16 protein-coding genes and 1 other RNA gene are annotated in these 17,400 nt (G+C 63.3%); 1 reads left to right on the forward strand and 16 read right to left on the reverse strand.

What is annotated here, in order from left to right; translation table 11 throughout:
• Positions 1–198 precede the first annotated feature (198 nt).
• From murB to mraZ, 12 genes are read right to left on the reverse strand one after another with little or no spacing between them, the layout of a single operon-like run.
• A complete protein-coding gene (gene murB, locus NKH60_RS01380; RefSeq protein WP_352471562.1) occupies positions 199–1,164 on the reverse strand; it encodes a UDP-N-acetylmuramate dehydrogenase in 966 nt (321 codons plus the stop codon).
• Positions 1,161–2,567 (reverse strand): UDP-N-acetylmuramate--L-alanine ligase, encoded by a 1,407-nt coding sequence (gene murC, locus NKH60_RS01385; protein ID WP_352471560.1) that lies wholly within the window; start codon positions 2,565–2,567, stop codon positions 1,161–1,163. Before murC ends, murB begins: the two co-directional genes overlap by 4 nt.
• A complete protein-coding gene (gene murG / locus NKH60_RS01390; protein ID WP_352453155.1) occupies positions 2,564–3,691 on the reverse strand; it encodes an undecaprenyldiphospho-muramoylpentapeptide beta-N-acetylglucosaminyltransferase in 1,128 nt (375 codons plus the stop codon). Before murG ends, murC begins: the two co-directional genes overlap by 4 nt.
• A gap of 1 nt (position 3,692) precedes the next feature.
• Entirely contained in the window at positions 3,693–4,844 is a 1,152-nt protein-coding gene (ftsW, locus tag NKH60_RS01395; protein ID WP_352456168.1) for a putative lipid II flippase FtsW, read from the reverse strand.
• Complete coding sequence (murD, locus tag NKH60_RS01400; RefSeq protein ID WP_352831208.1) at positions 4,844–6,244, reverse strand: UDP-N-acetylmuramoyl-L-alanine--D-glutamate ligase; 1,401 nt, start codon at positions 6,242–6,244, stop codon at positions 4,844–4,846. The genes ftsW and murD overlap by 1 nt, the downstream gene beginning before the upstream one ends.
• Positions 6,245–6,252: 8 nt before the next feature.
• The gene (gene mraY / locus NKH60_RS01405) at positions 6,253–7,335 is read right to left on the reverse strand and encodes a phospho-N-acetylmuramoyl-pentapeptide-transferase (protein ID WP_023676767.1); all 1,083 of its coding nucleotides are present in this window, start codon (positions 7,333–7,335) and stop codon (positions 6,253–6,255) included.
• A 24-nt stretch (positions 7,336–7,359) separates the two neighbouring features.
• Positions 7,360–8,793, reverse strand: a complete 1,434-nt coding sequence (locus NKH60_RS01410) for a UDP-N-acetylmuramoylalanyl-D-glutamyl-2,6-diaminopimelate--D-alanyl-D-alanine ligase (RefSeq protein ID WP_352471557.1) — start codon at positions 8,791–8,793, stop codon at positions 7,360–7,362.
• Positions 8,790–10,244, reverse strand: coding sequence for a UDP-N-acetylmuramoyl-L-alanyl-D-glutamate--2,6-diaminopimelate ligase (locus NKH60_RS01415; RefSeq protein ID WP_352614293.1), 1,455 nt, complete (start codon positions 10,242–10,244; stop codon positions 8,790–8,792). The genes NKH60_RS01410 and NKH60_RS01415 overlap by 4 nt, the downstream gene beginning before the upstream one ends.
• A 54-nt stretch (positions 10,245–10,298) precedes the next feature.
• Positions 10,299–12,026, reverse strand: a complete 1,728-nt coding sequence (locus NKH60_RS01420; protein WP_352471555.1) for a peptidoglycan D,D-transpeptidase FtsI family protein — start codon at positions 12,024–12,026, stop codon at positions 10,299–10,301.
• A 14-nt stretch (positions 12,027–12,040) separates the two neighbouring features.
• Positions 12,041–12,418 (reverse strand): cell division protein FtsL, encoded by a 378-nt coding sequence (gene ftsL, locus NKH60_RS01425; RefSeq protein ID WP_352501064.1) that lies wholly within the window; start codon positions 12,416–12,418, stop codon positions 12,041–12,043.
• Between the two features lie 4 nt (positions 12,419–12,422).
• Positions 12,423–13,454: a 16S rRNA (cytosine(1402)-N(4))-methyltransferase RsmH gene (gene rsmH, locus NKH60_RS01430; protein ID WP_352501065.1), complete on the reverse strand. Its 1,032-nt coding sequence runs from the start codon at positions 13,452–13,454 to the stop codon at positions 12,423–12,425.
• The gene (gene mraZ, locus NKH60_RS01435) at positions 13,451–13,909 is read right to left on the reverse strand and encodes a division/cell wall cluster transcriptional repressor MraZ (RefSeq protein ID WP_352456172.1); all 459 of its coding nucleotides are present in this window, start codon (positions 13,907–13,909) and stop codon (positions 13,451–13,453) included. The genes rsmH and mraZ overlap by 4 nt, the downstream gene beginning before the upstream one ends.
• A gap of 404 nt (positions 13,910–14,313) precedes the next feature.
• Between mraZ and NKH60_RS01440 the strand changes: the two genes are divergently transcribed.
• Positions 14,314–15,429 carry a cystathionine gamma-lyase gene (locus NKH60_RS01440; protein ID WP_352831211.1) on the forward strand — a complete coding sequence of 372 codons (1,116 nt, stop codon included), beginning with the start codon at positions 14,314–14,316 and terminating at the stop codon, positions 15,427–15,429.
• Positions 15,430–15,437: 8 nt separating this feature from the next.
• Here the strand turns inward: NKH60_RS01440 and NKH60_RS01445 are convergent, their stop codons facing one another.
• The 4 genes from NKH60_RS01445 to NKH60_RS01460 form a co-directional block, all read right to left on the reverse strand.
• Complete coding sequence (locus NKH60_RS01445; RefSeq protein ID WP_352831213.1) at positions 15,438–15,740, reverse strand: type II toxin-antitoxin system RelE/ParE family toxin; 303 nt, start codon at positions 15,738–15,740, stop codon at positions 15,438–15,440.
• The gene (locus NKH60_RS01450) at positions 15,737–16,012 is read right to left on the reverse strand and encodes a type II toxin-antitoxin system ParD family antitoxin (protein WP_352831214.1); all 276 of its coding nucleotides are present in this window, start codon (positions 16,010–16,012) and stop codon (positions 15,737–15,739) included. The genes NKH60_RS01445 and NKH60_RS01450 overlap by 4 nt, the downstream gene beginning before the upstream one ends.
• A gap of 153 nt (positions 16,013–16,165) precedes the next feature.
• Positions 16,166–16,564, reverse strand: an RNA gene (rnpB, locus tag NKH60_RS01455) — RNase P RNA component class A.
• Between the two features lie 59 nt (positions 16,565–16,623).
• Complete coding sequence (locus NKH60_RS01460) at positions 16,624–17,373, reverse strand: lytic transglycosylase domain-containing protein (RefSeq protein WP_352471549.1); 750 nt, start codon at positions 17,371–17,373, stop codon at positions 16,624–16,626.
• Positions 17,374–17,400: the final 27 nt, after the last annotated feature.

Raw genomic sequence — 17,400 nt, forward strand, 5'->3', positions numbered from 1 at the left:
GAGTCTCCCGGCAGGTTGCCCCCCAGACGGAAACGCGAGTAACGCGTCGAAACGACTCAAATCAGGAAACGCTTCAGGGCAGAGAATCAGAGAGTTGATTCGCTGGCAAGTGCTTACGATTCCGATGGATTCACTTTCCGCAAAAACGGCAGCAAAATGTGAATTCATGAGTCCAAAAGGCAACGGCGGTCAGCTTGCCTAAAGCAACTGTCCGAGAAATTCCTGGACGGCATGGCCCGGCCGAAAATTACCGATGCGCTTGATCTCCCACTGCAGCCGGATGCCTGATCTTTCGAGCACGCGCGCACGCACCGTCTCACCGAGATATTCAAGCTCGTAGCCCGTGGCGGTTCCGGTGTTGATCATGAAGTTGCAATGCATCGGCGACATCTGCGCCCCGCCGACCATCAGGCCGCGGCAGCCGGCCTTGTCGATCTCCTTCCAGGCCGAGGTGCCCTCAGGATTCTTGAAGGTAGAGCCACCGGTCTTTTCGCGGATCGGCTGCACGGTCTCGCGATGGTTCTGGACAGCATCCATCGCGGCCTTGATCGCCGCCTTGTCCTCGGGAATGCCTTCGAGCAGCGCCGACGTGAAGATCAGCCCGGACGGCGCCGCTGAATGGCGATAGGCATAGCCCATATCGGCATTGCTCAGCGTATGAACATTGCCCTTGCGGTCGAGTGCCCGCACCTCGACCACGCGCTCGCGCGTCTCAACGCCATTGGCGCCGGCGTTCATCCTCAGCGCTCCGCCAATGGCGCCGGGAATGCCGTGGTAGAAATGAAAGCCACCGATGCCGGCCTCGTAGGCAACGGCCGCAAGGCGCTTGTCGGGTGTCGCGGCGCCCGCCTTGATCGTGGTCGGCGCAATCACTTCGGTCTCGGCAAAACCCTTGGCCGAAAGCCGGATGACAAAGCCCGCAATGCCGCCGTCACGGACAAGCAGGTTCGAGCCGACGCCGACGATGGTCAGCGGAATTTCCTCCGGCACCGCCTTCAGGAACGTGGCAAGATCGTCCTCGTCGGCCGGCTGGAACAATGCGTCCGCCAGCCCGCCGGCTCGAAACCAGGTGATCTTGTCCATCTCGGCATTGGGCATGATGCGGCCGCGCAGTCCGGCAAGCCGGTCGCCGAGCTTCTCGATCAACGCCTGGCCGCGCATCATGAGATGGTCCCGCCGAGTTCCCTGGGCAGCGCATAGGCCCATTGCGTGATGTTGCCGGCGCCGAGGAAGACGACGAAATCGCCCGGCTTCGCCACCTCGCGCACAATCGGCGCAATCGCCGCCGGACCTTCGATGTAGCGTGCGTCGCGATGGCCGCCGGAGCGGATGCGCGACACCAGTGCGTCGGACGTAACGCCGTCGATCGGCTCCTCGCCGGCCGCATAGACGGGCGCCACCATTACCGTATCGGCATCGTTGAAGCAGACGGAAAACTCGTCGAACAGATCGCGCAGCCGGGTGAAGCGATGCGGTTGGGTAACGGCGATGATGCGACCCTTGGTAGCGCTGCGCGCAGCCTTTAGTACCGCCGTGATCTCGACCGGATGATGGCCGTAATCGTCGAACACATCGACACCGTTCCACGAACCGGTATGGGTGAAACGGCGCTTGACGCCGGCGAAGGACGACAGGCCCTTCTTGATTGCCTCAGCCGAAAGGCCGAGCTCATGCGCGACGGCAATCGCCGCCGTCGCATTGGAAACATTGTGGCGCCCGGGCATAGGCAGCCGCAGGCCTGATATCGTTATCTGGCCGTGCGTCTTGCGGTCGCGGATCACCACGTCGAATTCCGAGGTCGGGCCGTCCATGCGGTGATTGGTGAAGCGCACGTCGGCCTGCGCATTTTCGCCATAGGTGATGACGCGCCGGTCCTCGATGCGGCCGACCAGCGCCTGCACCTCGGGATGGTCGGTGCACATCACACCGAAGCCGTAGAACGGCACATTCTCGACGAACTGACGAAACGCTTCGCGCACTTTGTCGAAGGAGCCGTAATGGTCGAGGTGCTCGGGGTCGATATTGGTGACGACGGCAATCTCGGCCGGCAGCTTGAGGAAGGTGCCGTCGCTCTCGTCGGCCTCGACCACCATCCATTCGCCGTCTCCCATGCGGGCATTGGTGCCATAGGCATTGATGATGCCGCCATTGATTACCGTCGGGTCGAGCCCGCCGGCTTCGAGTAGCGTCGCCACCATCGAAGTCGTCGTCGTCTTGCCATGCGTGCCGCCGATCGCCACCGCTTGCCGGAAGCGCATCAGTTCGGCCAGCATTTCGGCGCGCCGCACGATCGGCAGCAACTTCTCTCTCGCCGCCTTCAGCTCCGGATTGGATTTCTTGATTGCGGTGGAGACGACGACCACTTCGGCCTCGCCGAGGTTTTCGGCCTGATGGCCGACGAAGCATTCGATGCCTTTGTCGCGCAGCCGCTGCACATTGGCGCTGTCGGCCTGATCGGATCCCTGCACCTTGTAGCCGAGATTGTGCAGCACCTCGGCGATGCCGCTCATGCCGATGCCGCCAATGCCGATGAAATGCACGAGGCCGATCGTCTGTGGCATCTTCATGCGTGCGTCTCCTTCCTGAATTCCGAAACGGATTTCCTGGACGCAATAGCCTCTGTCAGATCGGCGAGCAACCGCGCGGCATCCGGTTTTCCGGACGATTTCGCCGCCGCGGCCATTGTCGCCGCCTTGCCTGGATCATCCATCAGCCCGCCGACAAGCACGGCGATCCGCTCCGCCGAAAGCGTGGATTGCGGATGCACCTCGGCGCCGCCCGCTGCCGCAAGGGCCGCCGCATTCGCCGCCTGGTCGTGGTCGAGCGCGTGCGGATAAGGCACCAGCAGCGCCGGCCGGCCGATCACCGCGATTTCCGATACGGTCGATGCGCCGGAGCGCGACATCACCAGATGCGCCGCCGCCAGCCGCGCCGCCATGTCGGTGAAGAAGGGCGACACCTCGGCCTCGATGTCAAGCGTGGCATAGGCCGCTTTCACCCGCGCCACATCGTCGGCGCGCGCCTGCTGGGTGATCGCCAGCCGCCTGCGCTGTGCATCGGAAAGCCGGGCGATCGCCGCCGGCACCGCATCGGAAAAGAACTGCGCGCCTTGGCTGCCGCCAAACACCAGAAATCGGAACGGCTCTTCACCGGCCGATGCGGCATAAGGCGTCTTCGCCGCTTCCAGCACTTGCGGCCTGACCGGATTGCCGGTGGTCACCGTCTTGACGCCTGTAGCACTTGTGTCTTCCGGTAGGAAACCACCGGCAATAGCGTCGACGCGGCCGGCGAGCGCCCGGTTGGCACGGCCCATCACAGCGTTCTGCTCGTGGATCAGCGTCGGCACCTTGCGCCGGGTCGCGGCATAGAGCGGCGGCAGCGTCGGATAGCCGCCGAAGCCGACCACGATGGCGGGCTTGACGCTGGCGATGACGGCCGATGCCTGCCGCACCCCGCGCCAGATTTTCCAAAATGCGGCGAGCACGGCAAAAGGATTTTTCGACCCCATCGTCGCCGACTGGATCGGATGGATGGCGGCCGCCGGGAACTGCCCGGCAAAGCGCTCGGCGCGTTCGTCCGTCGCCAGGTGCACCGCCCAGCCGCGCCCGGTCAGTTCGTGCGCCAGCGCCTCGGCCGGGAACAGATGTCCGCCGGTTCCGCCTGCCGCCAGAAGGATGACCCCCTTCGCCATCTCACTCCGCCGGCATCGCACGCGGCGACGGCATGAAGCCCAGCTGCTTGCGCTTTTCCGGGCGCTTGCGCGTCAGCGCCAGCACCATGCCCATCGAGATGGCGATCGCGATCTGCGAGGAGCCGCCGTAGGAGATGAACGGCAGCGTCATGCCCTTGGCCGGCATCAGCTGCAGATTGACGGCCATGTTGATGACCGACTGCAGGCCGAAGACCGTGACCAGGCCGCCAACCGCGTAGCGGGTGAAATCGTCCTGCTCCCTGAGCGCCGTGTTGAGACCGCGCAGCACGATGAAACCGAAGATGGACATGATGAAGAAACACATGATCAGCCCGAATTCCTCGCCGGCGACGGAGAAGACGAAGTCGGCGTGGCTGTCGGGGATGACCCGCTTGACAGTACCCTCGCCCGGCCCGACGCCGAACCAGCCGCCATTGATCAGCGCCTCGCGGCCCATGTCGACCTGGAACGTGTCGCCCTCGCCGGTCATGAAGCGGTCGATGCGGCCGGCAACGTGCGGGAACACCGCATAGGCAGCGAACACGCCGCCGACGCCGGCAGCACCCAGCGCGACGATCCACAGCCACGGCAACCCGGCCATGAAGAACATCACCCCCCAGGTGCCGAGCACCAGCATGGTCTGCCCAAGGTCAGGCTGCGCCACCAGCAGCGAGATGACCAGCGCAAGCAGCAACATGGCGAACAAATTGCCCGGAATGTCCGGCTGGCGCTTGTGCTCGGCGAACAGCCAGGCGCAGATGATGACGAAGGCCGGTTTCAGGAACTCGGACGGCTGGATCGAGAGGCCGGCAAGCGACACCCAACGCCGCGCGCCCTTCACCTCGACGCCGATATAGAGCACGGCCACCATCAAAAACAGCATGATGCACAGCATGACCAGCGCCATGCGCCGGATCTGCCTGGATTCAAGGAACGAGACGGCCAGCATCACCCCAAGTGCCGGAATGGTGAAGATAATCTGGCGCGTCGCGAAGTGGAAACTGTCTAGCCCGATGCGCTCGGCCACCGCCGGGCTTGCGGCGAAAGACAAAACGATGCCGAGCCCCATCAGCGACAGGAACGCCGCCAGGAACCACCGATCGATCGTCCACCACCAGGTCGCCACAGGGCTTTTGTCGAGACGGCTTTGCATTATCGTGTCCCTCCGATGGGCTTCACGCCATCAATGGCGGTTGCGGCTTGCCTGAACGCCTCGCCGCGGACTTCGAAATTCTTGAACTGGTCGAAACTGGCGCATGCCGGCGACAGCAGCACCACTGCCTCGCCGCTACTATCCCTGGCCGCATCGCGGGCGGCGTGTTCGACTGCCGCCGCCAACGTGCCTGATATCTCGTAGCGCACCGCTTCGCCCAGCGTCGCCGAAAAGGCCGGTGCGGCTTCGCCGATCAGATAGGCCTTGGCGATGCGCGGGAAGAAGCCGCGTAATGGCTCGATGCCGCCCTCTTTCGGCAGGCCGCCGGCAATCCAGTAGATACGCGCAAAGCTCGACAGCGCCGGTGCAGCGGCATCGGCATTGGTCGCCTTGGAATCGTTGACGAACAGCACATGCCCTTTGCGGCCGACCTGCTCCATGCGGTGCGCCAGCCCAGGGAAACTCTCCAGTCCGGATTGGATCTCGCCGAGCTCGAGCCCGACCGTGAGGCAGGCGGCGGCGGCGGCCAGCGCGTTCTGCGCATTGTGCTGGCCGCGCAACGAGCCGATGCCTTCGAGGAAGGCGACACGGCTGTAGCGGCCGTGCACGGCTTCCATTAAGTTGGTGCCGTCAGCGAAATAGCCGTCGGTCAGCGGCAGCCGCTTGGAGATGCGGATGACCTGCCGGCCGGCCCGCTCCAGCCGATCGGCGATCTGGGCGCACCAGGAATCGTCGACACCGATGATTGCCGTCTCGCTGCCGGCCACCAGCCGCTCCTTGATCGAGGCGTAGTGTTGCATCGTGCCATGGCGGTCGAGATGGTCCGGCGTCAGGTTGAGCAGCACACCGGCCGTCGGGTTGATCGAAGGGGCAAGATCGATCTGGTAGGAAGAGCACTCAACCACATAATGCCGTTCAGGCTGCGGCGGATCGAGCGTCATCACTGCGCGGCCGATATTCCCGCCCATCTGCGTGTCGCGCCCAGCCGATTTTAGGATGTGCGCCGTCAGTGCCGTGGTCGTCGACTTGCCGTTGGTGCCGGTAATGGCAATGAAAGGTGCTGCCGGTGCCAGCAGCATCCGCTCGCGGCAGAAAAGCTCGATGTCGCCGATGATCTCCACGCCTGAGCCCCGCGCCAACTCGACGGTCCAGTGTGGCTTGGGATGCGTCAGCGGCACGCCGGGCGACAGCACGAAGGCGGAAAACCTCGCCCAGTCCGCACCGCGCAGGTCCGCTGTCGTGATGCCGACCGCGCCGGCCTTGGCGACGCTGTCGGGATTGTCGTCCCAGGCCAGCACATCCGCGCCGCCCTCGATCAGCGCGCGCGCCGTGGCAATCCCCGAGCCACCGAGCCCGAAGAGCGAAACGCGCTTGCCTGAAAAGGATGCGGCGGGGATCAAGCGGCCTCCTATCTGAGCTTCAGGGTCGACAGGCCGACCAGCGCCAGGATGACGGCGATGATCCAGAAGCGGATCACCACCTGGCTTTCGGTCCAGCCGAGCTTTTCGAAATGATGGTGGATCGGCGCCATCAGGAAGACGCGCTTGCCGGTCATCTTGAAGTAGCCGACCTGGATGATGACCGAGAATATCTCGACGACGAACAGACCGCCGACGATGACCAGCACGATCTCGTGCTTGGTCGCCACCGCGACCGTGCCGATCAGCCCACCCAGCGCCAGCGAGCCGGTGTCGCCCATGAAGATCGCCGCCGGCGGCGCATTGAACCAGAGGAAGCCGAGACCGGCGCCGATCACCGCTCCAAGGACCACCGCAAGTTCGCCGGTGCCGGGCACGAAATGGATCTGCAGATATTCGGCGAACACCGCGTTGCCAGAGAGATAGGCGATGACGCCGAAGGATGCGGCCGCGATCATGATCGGCACGATCGCCAGCCCGTCGAGACCGTCGGTCAGGTTCACCGCATTGCCGGCGCCGACGATGACGAAGCACGAGAACGGGATGAAGAACCAGCCGAGATTGACGAGAAACTCCTTGGCGAAAGGGAATGTCAGCGATGACGAGAACGGCGCCTGGCCGTTATGCATGATCACCCAGGCGGCGATGCCGGCGATAACGAATTCGAGCCCCAGCCGCGCCTTGCCGGAAAAGCCGAGATGCGATTGCTTGGTTACTTTGAGATAATCGTCGTAAAAGCCGATCGAGCCGAATCCCAGCGTCACCAGCAGGACCACCCAGACGTAGATGCTCGACAGGTTCGCCCACAGCAGCGACGAACCGACGATGCCGGACAGGATCATCAGTCCGCCCATTGTCGGCGTTCCCGCCTTCTTGAAATGCGTCTGCGGCCCGTCGGCACGGATCGGCTGGCCCTTGCCTTGCCGCAGCCGCAGCGAATTGATGATGGTCGGTCCGAAGATGAACACGATCAGCGCCGCTGTGATCAGCGCTCCGCCGGTGCGGAATGTTATGTAGCGGAAGACGTTGAAGACCGAGATCTTGTCCGCAAATTCGACGAGCAGTGTTAGCATGCGCTTGCGTCCCCCGGACCGATCCTAGGTCTGTCTGCTGGTTGTGGCTTCCGCCGGAAACTTGCCGAGCAACGCCTCGACCAGCTTTGAAAAGCCTATGCCCTTCGACGATTTGATCATGACCACGTCGCCGGGCTTCAATTCCGATAGAAGAACCGGTTTCAGATCTTCCGCACCGGCGCGGTATTCCGTCTTGATCTCGTCGGGCAAAACGTCGGCCAGCGCCCGCATTTCCGGGCCGCCGAGAAAGACCGTGCGCGTGTCGGTGCCGACGATCAGACCGGCAAGCGCGGCATGCAATTTCGCCGAATGGCTGCCGAGCTCGAGCATATCGCCGAGCACGGCAATGCGCCTGCCCTCGCCCGACACCGGCGTCGTGTTGAGCAGTGCCATTGCAGCGCTCATCGACGCCGGATTGGCGTTGTAGCTCTCGTCGATCAGTGTGATCGGCCCGTTGGGGTGACGCAACACATAGCGCTTGCCGCGTCCGCGTTCGGGCGAAAGATCGGCCAGCGCCTGCGCAACCCTGTTAACGTCGGCACCGACCAGATGCGCGGCACCAAGCACCGCGAGCACGTTCTGCACCATATGGCGGCCCGGCGCGCCGATCCTGGCGACAATCTCGTGCCCGCCAATCTTGGCGGTGATGACCGAGTGATCGGCATTGAGCTCGCATTTGATCAGTTTGAAGGTCGCCCGGGCATTCTCGCCGAACCCGTAGACATGCTCGACGCCGGCCTCTTTGGCCATCTTCTCCAGCAGCTTCCAGCGCGCATCGTCGCGGTTGAGAAGGGCGGCGCCACCGGGCTCCAATCCCTCGAAAACCTCTGCCTTGGCCTTGGCGATCTCGTCCAGGTTGCGGAAGAAGCCGAGGTGAGCGGCCGCGATCAACGTGACGATGGCGACATGCGGCCGGACCATCTTGACCAGCGGCCGGATCTCGTCGGGATGGTTCATGCCGATCTCGAAGACGGCATAGTCGCAATCCTGCGGCATGCGCGCCAGCGTCAGCGGCACGCCCCAGTGATTGTTGAACGACTGGGCCGATGCATGCACCGTACCGACCGCGGAGAGAGCGTGGCGTAGCGCTTCCTTGGTGGTGGTCTTGCCCGCCGATCCGGTCACGGCAATGACCCTGGCCTTTGAGCGTGCGCGCGCCGCAACGCCGAGCTTTTCCAGAGCGACAAGCACGTCCTCCACGACGATCATCGGTGCCGTCAGCCGCCCCAGCGACGGCAGCTTGCCCTCGGCGACGACCAGCACGCCGGCGCCCGCCTTGATAGCGGCGGTGACGAAATCATGGCCGTCCATGGCCTCGCCCTTGATGGCGAAGAAAGCGTCTCCCGGCTGCAGGCTGCGGCTGTCGATGGAAATGCCGGCGATGGCTTCAGGCATCGGACCGAGCGGCCGGCCATCCATGGCGGCAACCAGCGCCTCGGAGGTCCACAGATAGCTCACGCCGCTTGCTCCCGCAGCGCCGAGCGAACTTCCTCATGATCGGAAAAATGCAGCGTCTCGGTGCCGATGGTCTGGCCTTCCTCATGGCCCTTGCCGGCCACGATCAGCGTGTCGCCAGCGTGAAGCATCCCGACCGCCTCGTGGATGGCCTTGCGCCGGTCGCCGATCTCGATGGCGCCAGGTGCGGCTTCCAGGATCGCGGCGCGGATCGTCTCGGGTACTTCCGAGCGGGGATTGTCGTCGGTGACGATGACCACGTCGGCCAGTCTTGTGGCGATCTCGCCCATGATCGGCCGCTTGCCTCGGTCCCGGTCGCCGCCGCAACCGAATACGACGATGACGCGGCCGGTGGTAAAGGGGCGCACCGAAGCCAGCACGTTTTCCAGCGCATCCGGCTTGTGCGCGTAGTCGACATAGACCGGCGCGCCGTTGGCGGCCGTCCCGACAAGGTCGAGCCGTCCCGGCGCGCCCTTCAATTTCTCCAGCGCCATCAACGCTTTGGCAACAGATGTTCCAGTCGAAATGGCGAGTCCGGCCGACACCAGCGCATTTGCAATCTGGAAGTCGCCGGCCAGCGGCAAGTCGACTTCGTGGAGAACGCCGTCCGCTTCGACCTCGGCGCGCTGGCGGTGGCGCTCGTGCTCGACCCGCTTCAGCCGCAGGAAATCGCCGTGGCGGCCGACCGTCAGCACGTTCAGTCCCGCTGCCCGCGCCGCCTTGATCGTCGGCTCCGACCACGGGTCGTCGGCAAAGATGACCGCCGGCGCGCCCTTCGGCAGCAGCGCGTCGAACAGACGCAATTTGGCGCGATGATACTCCTCGACCGTCGGATGATAGTCCATATGGTCGCGGCCGAGATTGGTGAAGCCACCGGCCGCGAGCTTGACGCCGTCGAGCCGGCGCTGGTCGAGGCCATGGCTGGACGCTTCCATCGAGGCGTGGGTGACGCCGGCCTCCGCCAGCTCCTTGAGCAGCCTGTGCAGTGCCACCGGATCCGGCGTGGTCAGCGAGCCATATTCGTTGCGGCCCGGCGCCACCACGCCGGTCGTGCCGATCGAGGCGGCGGCAAAACCCGCCTGCTCCCATATCTGCCGGGTGAATGCGGCGACCGAGGTCTTGCCGCTGGTTCCGGTCACCGCGACCATGGTTTGCGGTTGCATGCCGAAAAAACGTGCAGCACTCAGCGCCAGTGCAAGGCGCGGATCGTCTACGACAAGAACCGGGACTGGCAGCCCGGCGACCGCACTGCCTTTGCCGACCACGATCGCTGCAGCGCCGCGGCTTGCGGCATCGGCTGCGTAGGCTGCGCCATCCGCCTTGGAGCCGGTGAGCGCGAAAAAGACGACGCCCCGTGTTACCTGGCGGGAATCCGACGAAATCCCTGTAACCTCCATGTCGAAGGAAGCTGTCCCCTCGACAGGCAGGATACCGGCTAGATTTTTCAGCTTCATCGAACCCCGTTCATCGCAACAAAATAGCGCGCAGTTGCCGGCGCGCCCCAAGAATCACTGATAGGAAACCAGCGTTGCACCATTTTCATGGCTGAAATCTGGCTTCACGCCAAGCATGGAAGCCGCACGTCGGATGATGTTTGCAGCCATGATGCCCGCGTTCGAGGCGGCCGTACCACCCATGCCGGGCTTTTCCGGCTTCGGTTCGTCGGCGATCGTAAGCACTATGTATTGCGGATCGTCCATCGGAAAAGCCGCAACGAAGGCATTGAAATTCTTTTCCTTCGAGTAACGGCCGTTGACAACCTTCTCCGCCGTTCCCGTCTTGCCGCCCACCCGGTATCCTGGCACCCGTGCATTGCGGCCGGATCCCTTTTCGGCATTGAGGGCATAGAGATAGCGCATGCCCTCGACCGTCTTGTCGCTGACCACTTTCTTGGCCACCGCCATCGCCTGCTCCTGCGTGCGCGGCAGGAAGGTCGGGTCCATCAGATAGCCGCCATTCATCAGCGCGGCGCAGCCGACCGCTGTCTGCAGCGGCGTCGTCGACACACCGTGGCCGAAGGCGATGGTGATCGAATTGACCTGCTTCCAGACCTTGGGCTCGGTCGGCCGAGCCACTTCCGGCAGTTCGGTCTGCATCTTCTCGAGGATTCCCAGGCGATGCAGGAATTCGCGGTGTCCGTCGATGCCAACCGCTTCGGCTTCCTTGGCAGAGCCGATATTGGAGGAGTAGATGAACACTTCCGGCACCGACAGTACCCGGCCCTTGCCATGGAAATCATGGATGGTTTGATGGCCGATCCTGATCGGGCGCGACGCGTCGAAGCGGCTTTGCAGCGTTATCTTGCCGGAATCGAGCGCCATAGCGGTGGTGAAGCTCTTGAAGGTCGACCCCATTTCATAGAGGCCGGCCGACATACGGTTGAGCCTGTCCTTGTCCTGCGCGTTATAGGGGTTGTTCGGATCGAAATCCGGAACCGACGCCATCGCCAGCACCTCGCCGGTCTTGACGTTGAGCACGACGGCGCCCGCCGCGATCGCGTGGTACTTTTCCATACCGGTGGCGACCTCATCGCGCACGATATGCTGGACGCGCAGGTCGATCGAGAGCTGCACCGGCTTCAAATCCTTGGCCACCGCCAGACCCGACGCCTGAAGGTCGCTCAAGCCTTGTTCGTCGATGTATTTCTCCATGCCGGAGATGCCCTGATTGTCGATGTTGGTGAGGCCGACAATGTAGGACGAGGTTTCGCCGGCCGGATAGAACCGGCGCTTTTCGGTGCGAAAGCCGAATCCGGGGATGCCGAGTTGCATGATGTCGGCCTGCTGCTTCGGCGTCAGTTGCCGCTGCAGCCAGACGAACCCGGCGCCGCTCTTCAGCTTGTTGTATGTCTGCTCGTAGTCGATCTCGGGAAGCACCGTCGACAGCTTTTCGATCGCCTCGTCGGCATCGACGATGCGGCGCGGTTCGGCAAACAGCGACGCGGTCTTGATGTCGGTCGCCAGCACTTCGCCGTTACGGTCGACGATGTCGGGTCGCGATGCCGTCACCCGGCTCTGCGGGCCGCCCGACAGGTCGGGATTCTGGAAACCCAGATAGACCAGCCGCCCGGCAATGGTCGAATAGATGCCGAAGAACACTGCCATCGTCATGACGATGCGGGTCCTGCCCTTGCCACCGGTCGCCTTGCGGGCACCTTCGACCACGATTGATCCGCCTGCACCGGGCTTCGAACCGCGCTTCAGCAGCCTGCCAATCTTTGGAAATCTGGCAGCCATTGGAAATCCGGTGATCATTGGACGACGCCTCCGGTCACCACGGGATCCTTGCCGCCGATATCGGCCATGCCGCCCAGCCGCTGCGATGAAAGGTCCTCGATATTGACGGGTTTCGCCGGCAGATCGTCCAGCCCGACGATCTGCCGCGCATTGACCGGCTCGAGTCCGAGTTGCGATTTGTAGATTTCGGTGAGCTTCTGCAGGCGCGACGGCTGGGTAAGCAGGCTCCAGTCCGCCTTGAGCAGGTCGATCGTGTCCTCCTCATAACGGATCTGCGCCTGGATCTTGTGCACTGCCGCCAGTTGCTCCTCGGCCTCGCGCTTGGTCTTGTAGGTCAGGGCGGCCGCCGAAACCATCACGGCGATCAGGACTATGTCGCTGGTACGAAACACGTGCTCACCTCTCTCCCGGTCGATCGGCGCCGGGAAGCTTTGGGCCAGGCAGTTTTGGCAGGCCGAAAATCGAAAAATCGCCGGCGCGCGCCGGCGCCTCTGTACGGATCGCAGCGCGCAGCCTTGCCGAGCGCGCCCGCGGATTTGCCGTTATCTCGGCATCGCCAGGCGTTACGCCGCCGCCCTTCTTGGTGAAGGTGGCGGTGCGCGCCTGCGCCTCGGGCAGGTGCCGCGATCCGGTCGCTGAATCGGCTCTGTCGGCGATGAAGCGCTTGACGATGCGGTCCTCCAGGGAATGGAAGGTCACCACGACAAGCCGCCCGCCCGGTTTCAGCACGCGCTCTGCGGCAAACAGTGCCTTGGCCAGTTCACCGAGTTCGTCATTGACGAAGATGCGCAGCGCCTGGAAAACGCGGGTGGCCGGATGGATCTTGTCCTTTGGCGCGCGACCGATATGCGTCTCGATGGCATCGGCAAGATCGAGCGTGCGCTGGAAGGGGCGTTTTTCGCGACGGCTCTCGATCATGCGGGCGATGCGCCCGGCATGGCGTTCCTCGCCGAGAAAACCGAAGATGCGGGCAAGATCGCCCACCTTGAAGGTGTTCACGACGTCGGCGGCGCTCAGGCCCGCCTGCGCCATGCGCATGTCGAGCGGCCCATCGGCCCGGAACGAAAAGCCGCGCTCCGGCTGGTCGATCTGCATGGAGGAGATGCCGATGTCGAGCACGACGCCATCGGCACTTTCAACCTGTTCGTCGAGCGTCGAGAACGGTGCCTGGACAAGCCTGAGCTTGCCGCCGGACTGCTGTTCAAGGGCCCGCCCCGCCGCGATCGCATCCGGATCGCGGTCGATGGCGACGACCGAGGCTCCGCTTGCCAGAATGGCCTTCGTGTAGCCGCCGGCACCGAACGTGCCGTCGACGATCACCTCGCCTTTTGTCGGCGCCAGCGCCTCCAGAACTTCGGCAAGGAGGACCGGAATGTGACGGGCTGGTCCGCCAACGGCATGAACTTCATCGCCGTCGCCCGCCATCATTCCGGCCGCTCCTCGGGCTTCGTCCCCTGCCGAAGCTGCAAAAGCCGGGCGCGTGCTTCCGTCCCATAGGCGCTGAGCCGTCCCGGCTCCCAGATCTGAAAGAAATTGCCGCGGCCAACGAAGGCCACTTCCGCTGAAATGCCGGTATGCTCGCGAATGAAATCGCTCATCGTGATACGGCCGTCCTGGTCGAGCTTCAGAAACGTTCCATCGCCATGGCAGAAGAACGACATGTCGTCCGCCGTCTGCAGGAACGGGTCTTCCTGGGCGATGCGCTGCTCGTAGCGATCGAGCAGGTCGAGCCCACCGACATCCATCGCCGGGCGATCCAGGCAGCGTAGCGCATAAAGTTCCGAATAGCCGCGTTTCTGCACAACGGCACGGAAATGCGCCGGCACGGACACCCGTCCCTTCGCATCGATCCTGTTCACCGCGTTCGACAGAAACCGGTCCATTACGCGTTACGGCCGCTTGCGCCGCCGCACCCCTCTGCATCTTCCTGTCCGCGCCGCCCCGGCCCGGTCGACGTCCAAAACCCGCTTCGTTGTGACGGGCGAACGCAGGCAAACGCGCAGCCGCCGCGGCTGCCCGATTGGCGTACGCTTCACCCTGACACGGAACGAAGGCTCGAGTATCGGAATGGGATATCATGGGGTGTTATGGGCGTCAACGGGAACAGTTTTCAAAACGCGCCTGCCACGACTGGGGAGAGCAGCTTTGACGGCACTCCCGTCTTTATCCTCTATTAAGCCTAACGAAGCGTTTAGAGCCGTGTGGCCCAACCGGAGCCGACTTGCTGCGGATCGCTGCCGCGCATAGCCTCGGCATCCCTTTTCCGGTCAGTAACGAGGTTGAAACCATGTCCGAAACAGCCAAGTCACGCGCCGCGGCACTTCCCCATCTGCGCCGCGGCGGGCTGGCCAAGGGCGACCCGATCCCCTTGCCCCTGACGATGGCCGCCATCTTTCATGCGCCCGGCGACGCCACCGGCTTCGATCAATATGGCCGCTTCAGCAATCCAACCTGGGATGCGGTCGAGCACATGCTGGCGCATCTGGAAGACGCCCCATGCGTCGCCTTTCCCTCGGGGATGGCTGCCATCTCGGCAGTATTTTTAGGCCTGCTCAAAGCCGGCGACCGTATCCTGCTGCCGTCCGACGGCTATCACACGACGAGAGCGCTGGCAGAGCGCTTCCTGAAGTCCTTCGGCGTCGCTTATGATGTCCGGCCGACGTCGAGCTTCCTCGACGGCGGCTTCGACGGATACCGGCTTGCCTTCGTCGAAACGCCCGCCAACCCGGGACTGGATATATGCGACATCGCAGCCGTCGCCGAAGCCGTGCACAAAGCGGGTGCGGGGCTTGTGGTCGACAACACGACGATGACGCCTTTCGGCCAGCGCCCGCTCGATCTCGGCGCAGACATCGTCATTGCCGCCGACACCAAGGCACCAAACGGCCATTCCGATGTGCTGTTCGGCCATGTCGCCAGCCGCGACGCGGACATTATCTCGAGGGTGACCGACTGGCGCGAGACGTCGGGCGCCATCCCCGGGCCGTTCGAGGCATGGCTGGTGCATCGCGGCCTCGAAACGCTGGACGTGCGCTTCGACCGCATGTGCGCTTCCGCCGAAATGATAGCGCGACGACTGAAAAACCATCGCGCGATCAGCGGCTTGCGCTTTCCGGGACTGGAGAGCGATCCATCGCACAATCTTGCCCGCGCCCAGATGGAGCGCTTCGGTTTTCTCATCTCCTTCGTGCTCGCCTCGGAGGACAAGGCCGAGGATTTCATCAACAACTGCGCCTTGATGCAGGCAGCGACTTCGTTCGGCGGCGTACACACTTCGGCCGAACGGCGATCAAAAAGGGGAGATGCCGTTCCCCCCGGCTTCGTTCGCCTGTCGATCGGCTGCGAGCCGGTGGAAGAGCTTTGGCAGGCGATCGAGGCGTCGCTGGACGCAATCGGTGGCTGAATCGGCAATCACGAACTTAGATCGTCGGCGTCGATCTTGCGCCGGCCGTGCAGCACGCGAATGATTTCGATCGCCTCTTCGCGGACACGATACAAGGTGAGGTATTCGCCGACGATCAGGTGACGGATTCCGGTTGCGATGTCTTCGCGCGGGGCACCTGAGAAGGGATAAGTGGCCACTTGCTGCCAGCGGGCTTCGATCCGATCGAGCAATCGATCGGCTGCAGCCTCGTTGTCTTGCGCAACATGAAGCCAGATCGCGATCAAATCCTCTTCCGCATTTGCGGTTCGGATGATGGGCAGCAAATTCATGCCGCGCTGTCGGGTTTCAATCGTCTCCGCGCTTCGGCCTTTATTTCGTCGATCGACGCAAACCGTCCCGGCCCGCTGTCGATCCCTTCCTGCACCAGCTTGCGCAATTCCTCGACCGTGTAGCCGAGCAGGTCGCGCCGGTCCTTCCATTGCCGCAGCGCGTCGCGGATCACCTCGCTCGCCGAGGCATATTCGCCGGCGGCGACCACGTCGTCGACCACCGCCGCCAATTCCGGCGACAGCGTGATGCTGCGTTTATCGACCTGTCCCATGACGCGCTCCTGAATACCGTCATCCAAATGGTACGATTTAATCGCACCATTTTCAAGGAATGCCGCGCTTAATTGCGGGTCGAAAACTGAACCAACGGCTGCGCCCGAAGACGCAACCTGCTGATATCAGGAGATTTCCTTTTATCGGGGAAAACTGCCAGCTGGCCTGTAAGCCGGGTTCTGTATGGCCCTCGCCGCTTACACGGCGAGAACGTGGCGGCCATTCATCTTGGGCGCATGTTGCCATACGCCTCACGCAACCTACCCGGACGGTGAGCCGGAAACAGCCCTCGAGGGTTTCCCCTCGCACCGCCCCTATTCGGTCTTGCTCCCGGTGGGGTTTACCGTGCCGCTCCTGTTGCCAGTCGCGCGGTGGGCTCTTACCCCACCCTTTCACCCTTGCCACGATTGGATCGTGGCGGTTTGCTTTCTGTGGCACTTTCCCTGGGGTCGCCCCCGCCGGCCATTAACCGGCACCGTGTCTCCATGGAGCCCGGACTTTCCTCACCCGCAGCCTTTCGGCTTCGCGGGTGCGGCCGCCCGGCCAGCTGGCAAGGCGTATAAAGGGGTTCAGGCCCGAAAACGCAAACGAAAAAGCAAGTTGTCGCTTGTCAGGCGGGCGCTCCAAGTGCAGCCAGTTGGACCTTGACCTTGCCGCAATAGGCTGCGGACACCGGGTTCATCCGTGTGGCGGCATGGCCGGCATTGTATTTCAGGATCGTGCCGCAGGTCGTGCCGCCGCCGAGATCCCGCGCCATGGCGAGGTACTTCATGCCGTATTTGATGTTGGTATCTGGATCATAGAGGCCCTGAACCGAACCGCTATAGCCCATCATCCGCGCCGTCGCCGGCTTGATCTGCATCAGGCCGATCTCGCCGGCGCTGCCGACCTGGTTCGGTTGGTAGTTGCTTTCGATCTTGATGACGGCGTTGGCGAGCGACACCGGGACGCCATAGCTGGCGGCATAACGCGCAATGATCGCCGAATACTGTCCGCTGGCGCCGACTACCACCGCCTGAGGCGCTGGCCTGCTCTTCGGAGCGACTGACGCCGTTGCCATGTGGTCGATGCTTTTGCGGTTACGCTTCACATAGTGTTTTGAGATTGTCTTTCTTGCAGCGGTTGGCTTTTTCGCAGGGGCCGGCTTTTTCGTCCTTACCGCGGTTGCTTGTTCCACTTTTGCGGTGGCGGTCTTCTCTACTTTTGCACCACGGGTGGCTTTCGGCACGGCGGTTTTGCCGGCTGCGGCACTGAAGCCCTGATCGGCCCGCTGGCTCAGCGGTGCGCTGTTTGCCGCACTGAAGGCAAAAGTCATTACGCCGGCAGCAATGGCTGCCGTTAAAACGGTCAATTTCTGCATGTGATCCTGTTCTGTTTGATCTGCACA

It is taken from the genome of Mesorhizobium sp. M1006, assembly GCF_040318825.1.
Classification (GTDB): Bacteria; Pseudomonadota; Alphaproteobacteria; order Rhizobiales; family Rhizobiaceae; genus Mesorhizobium.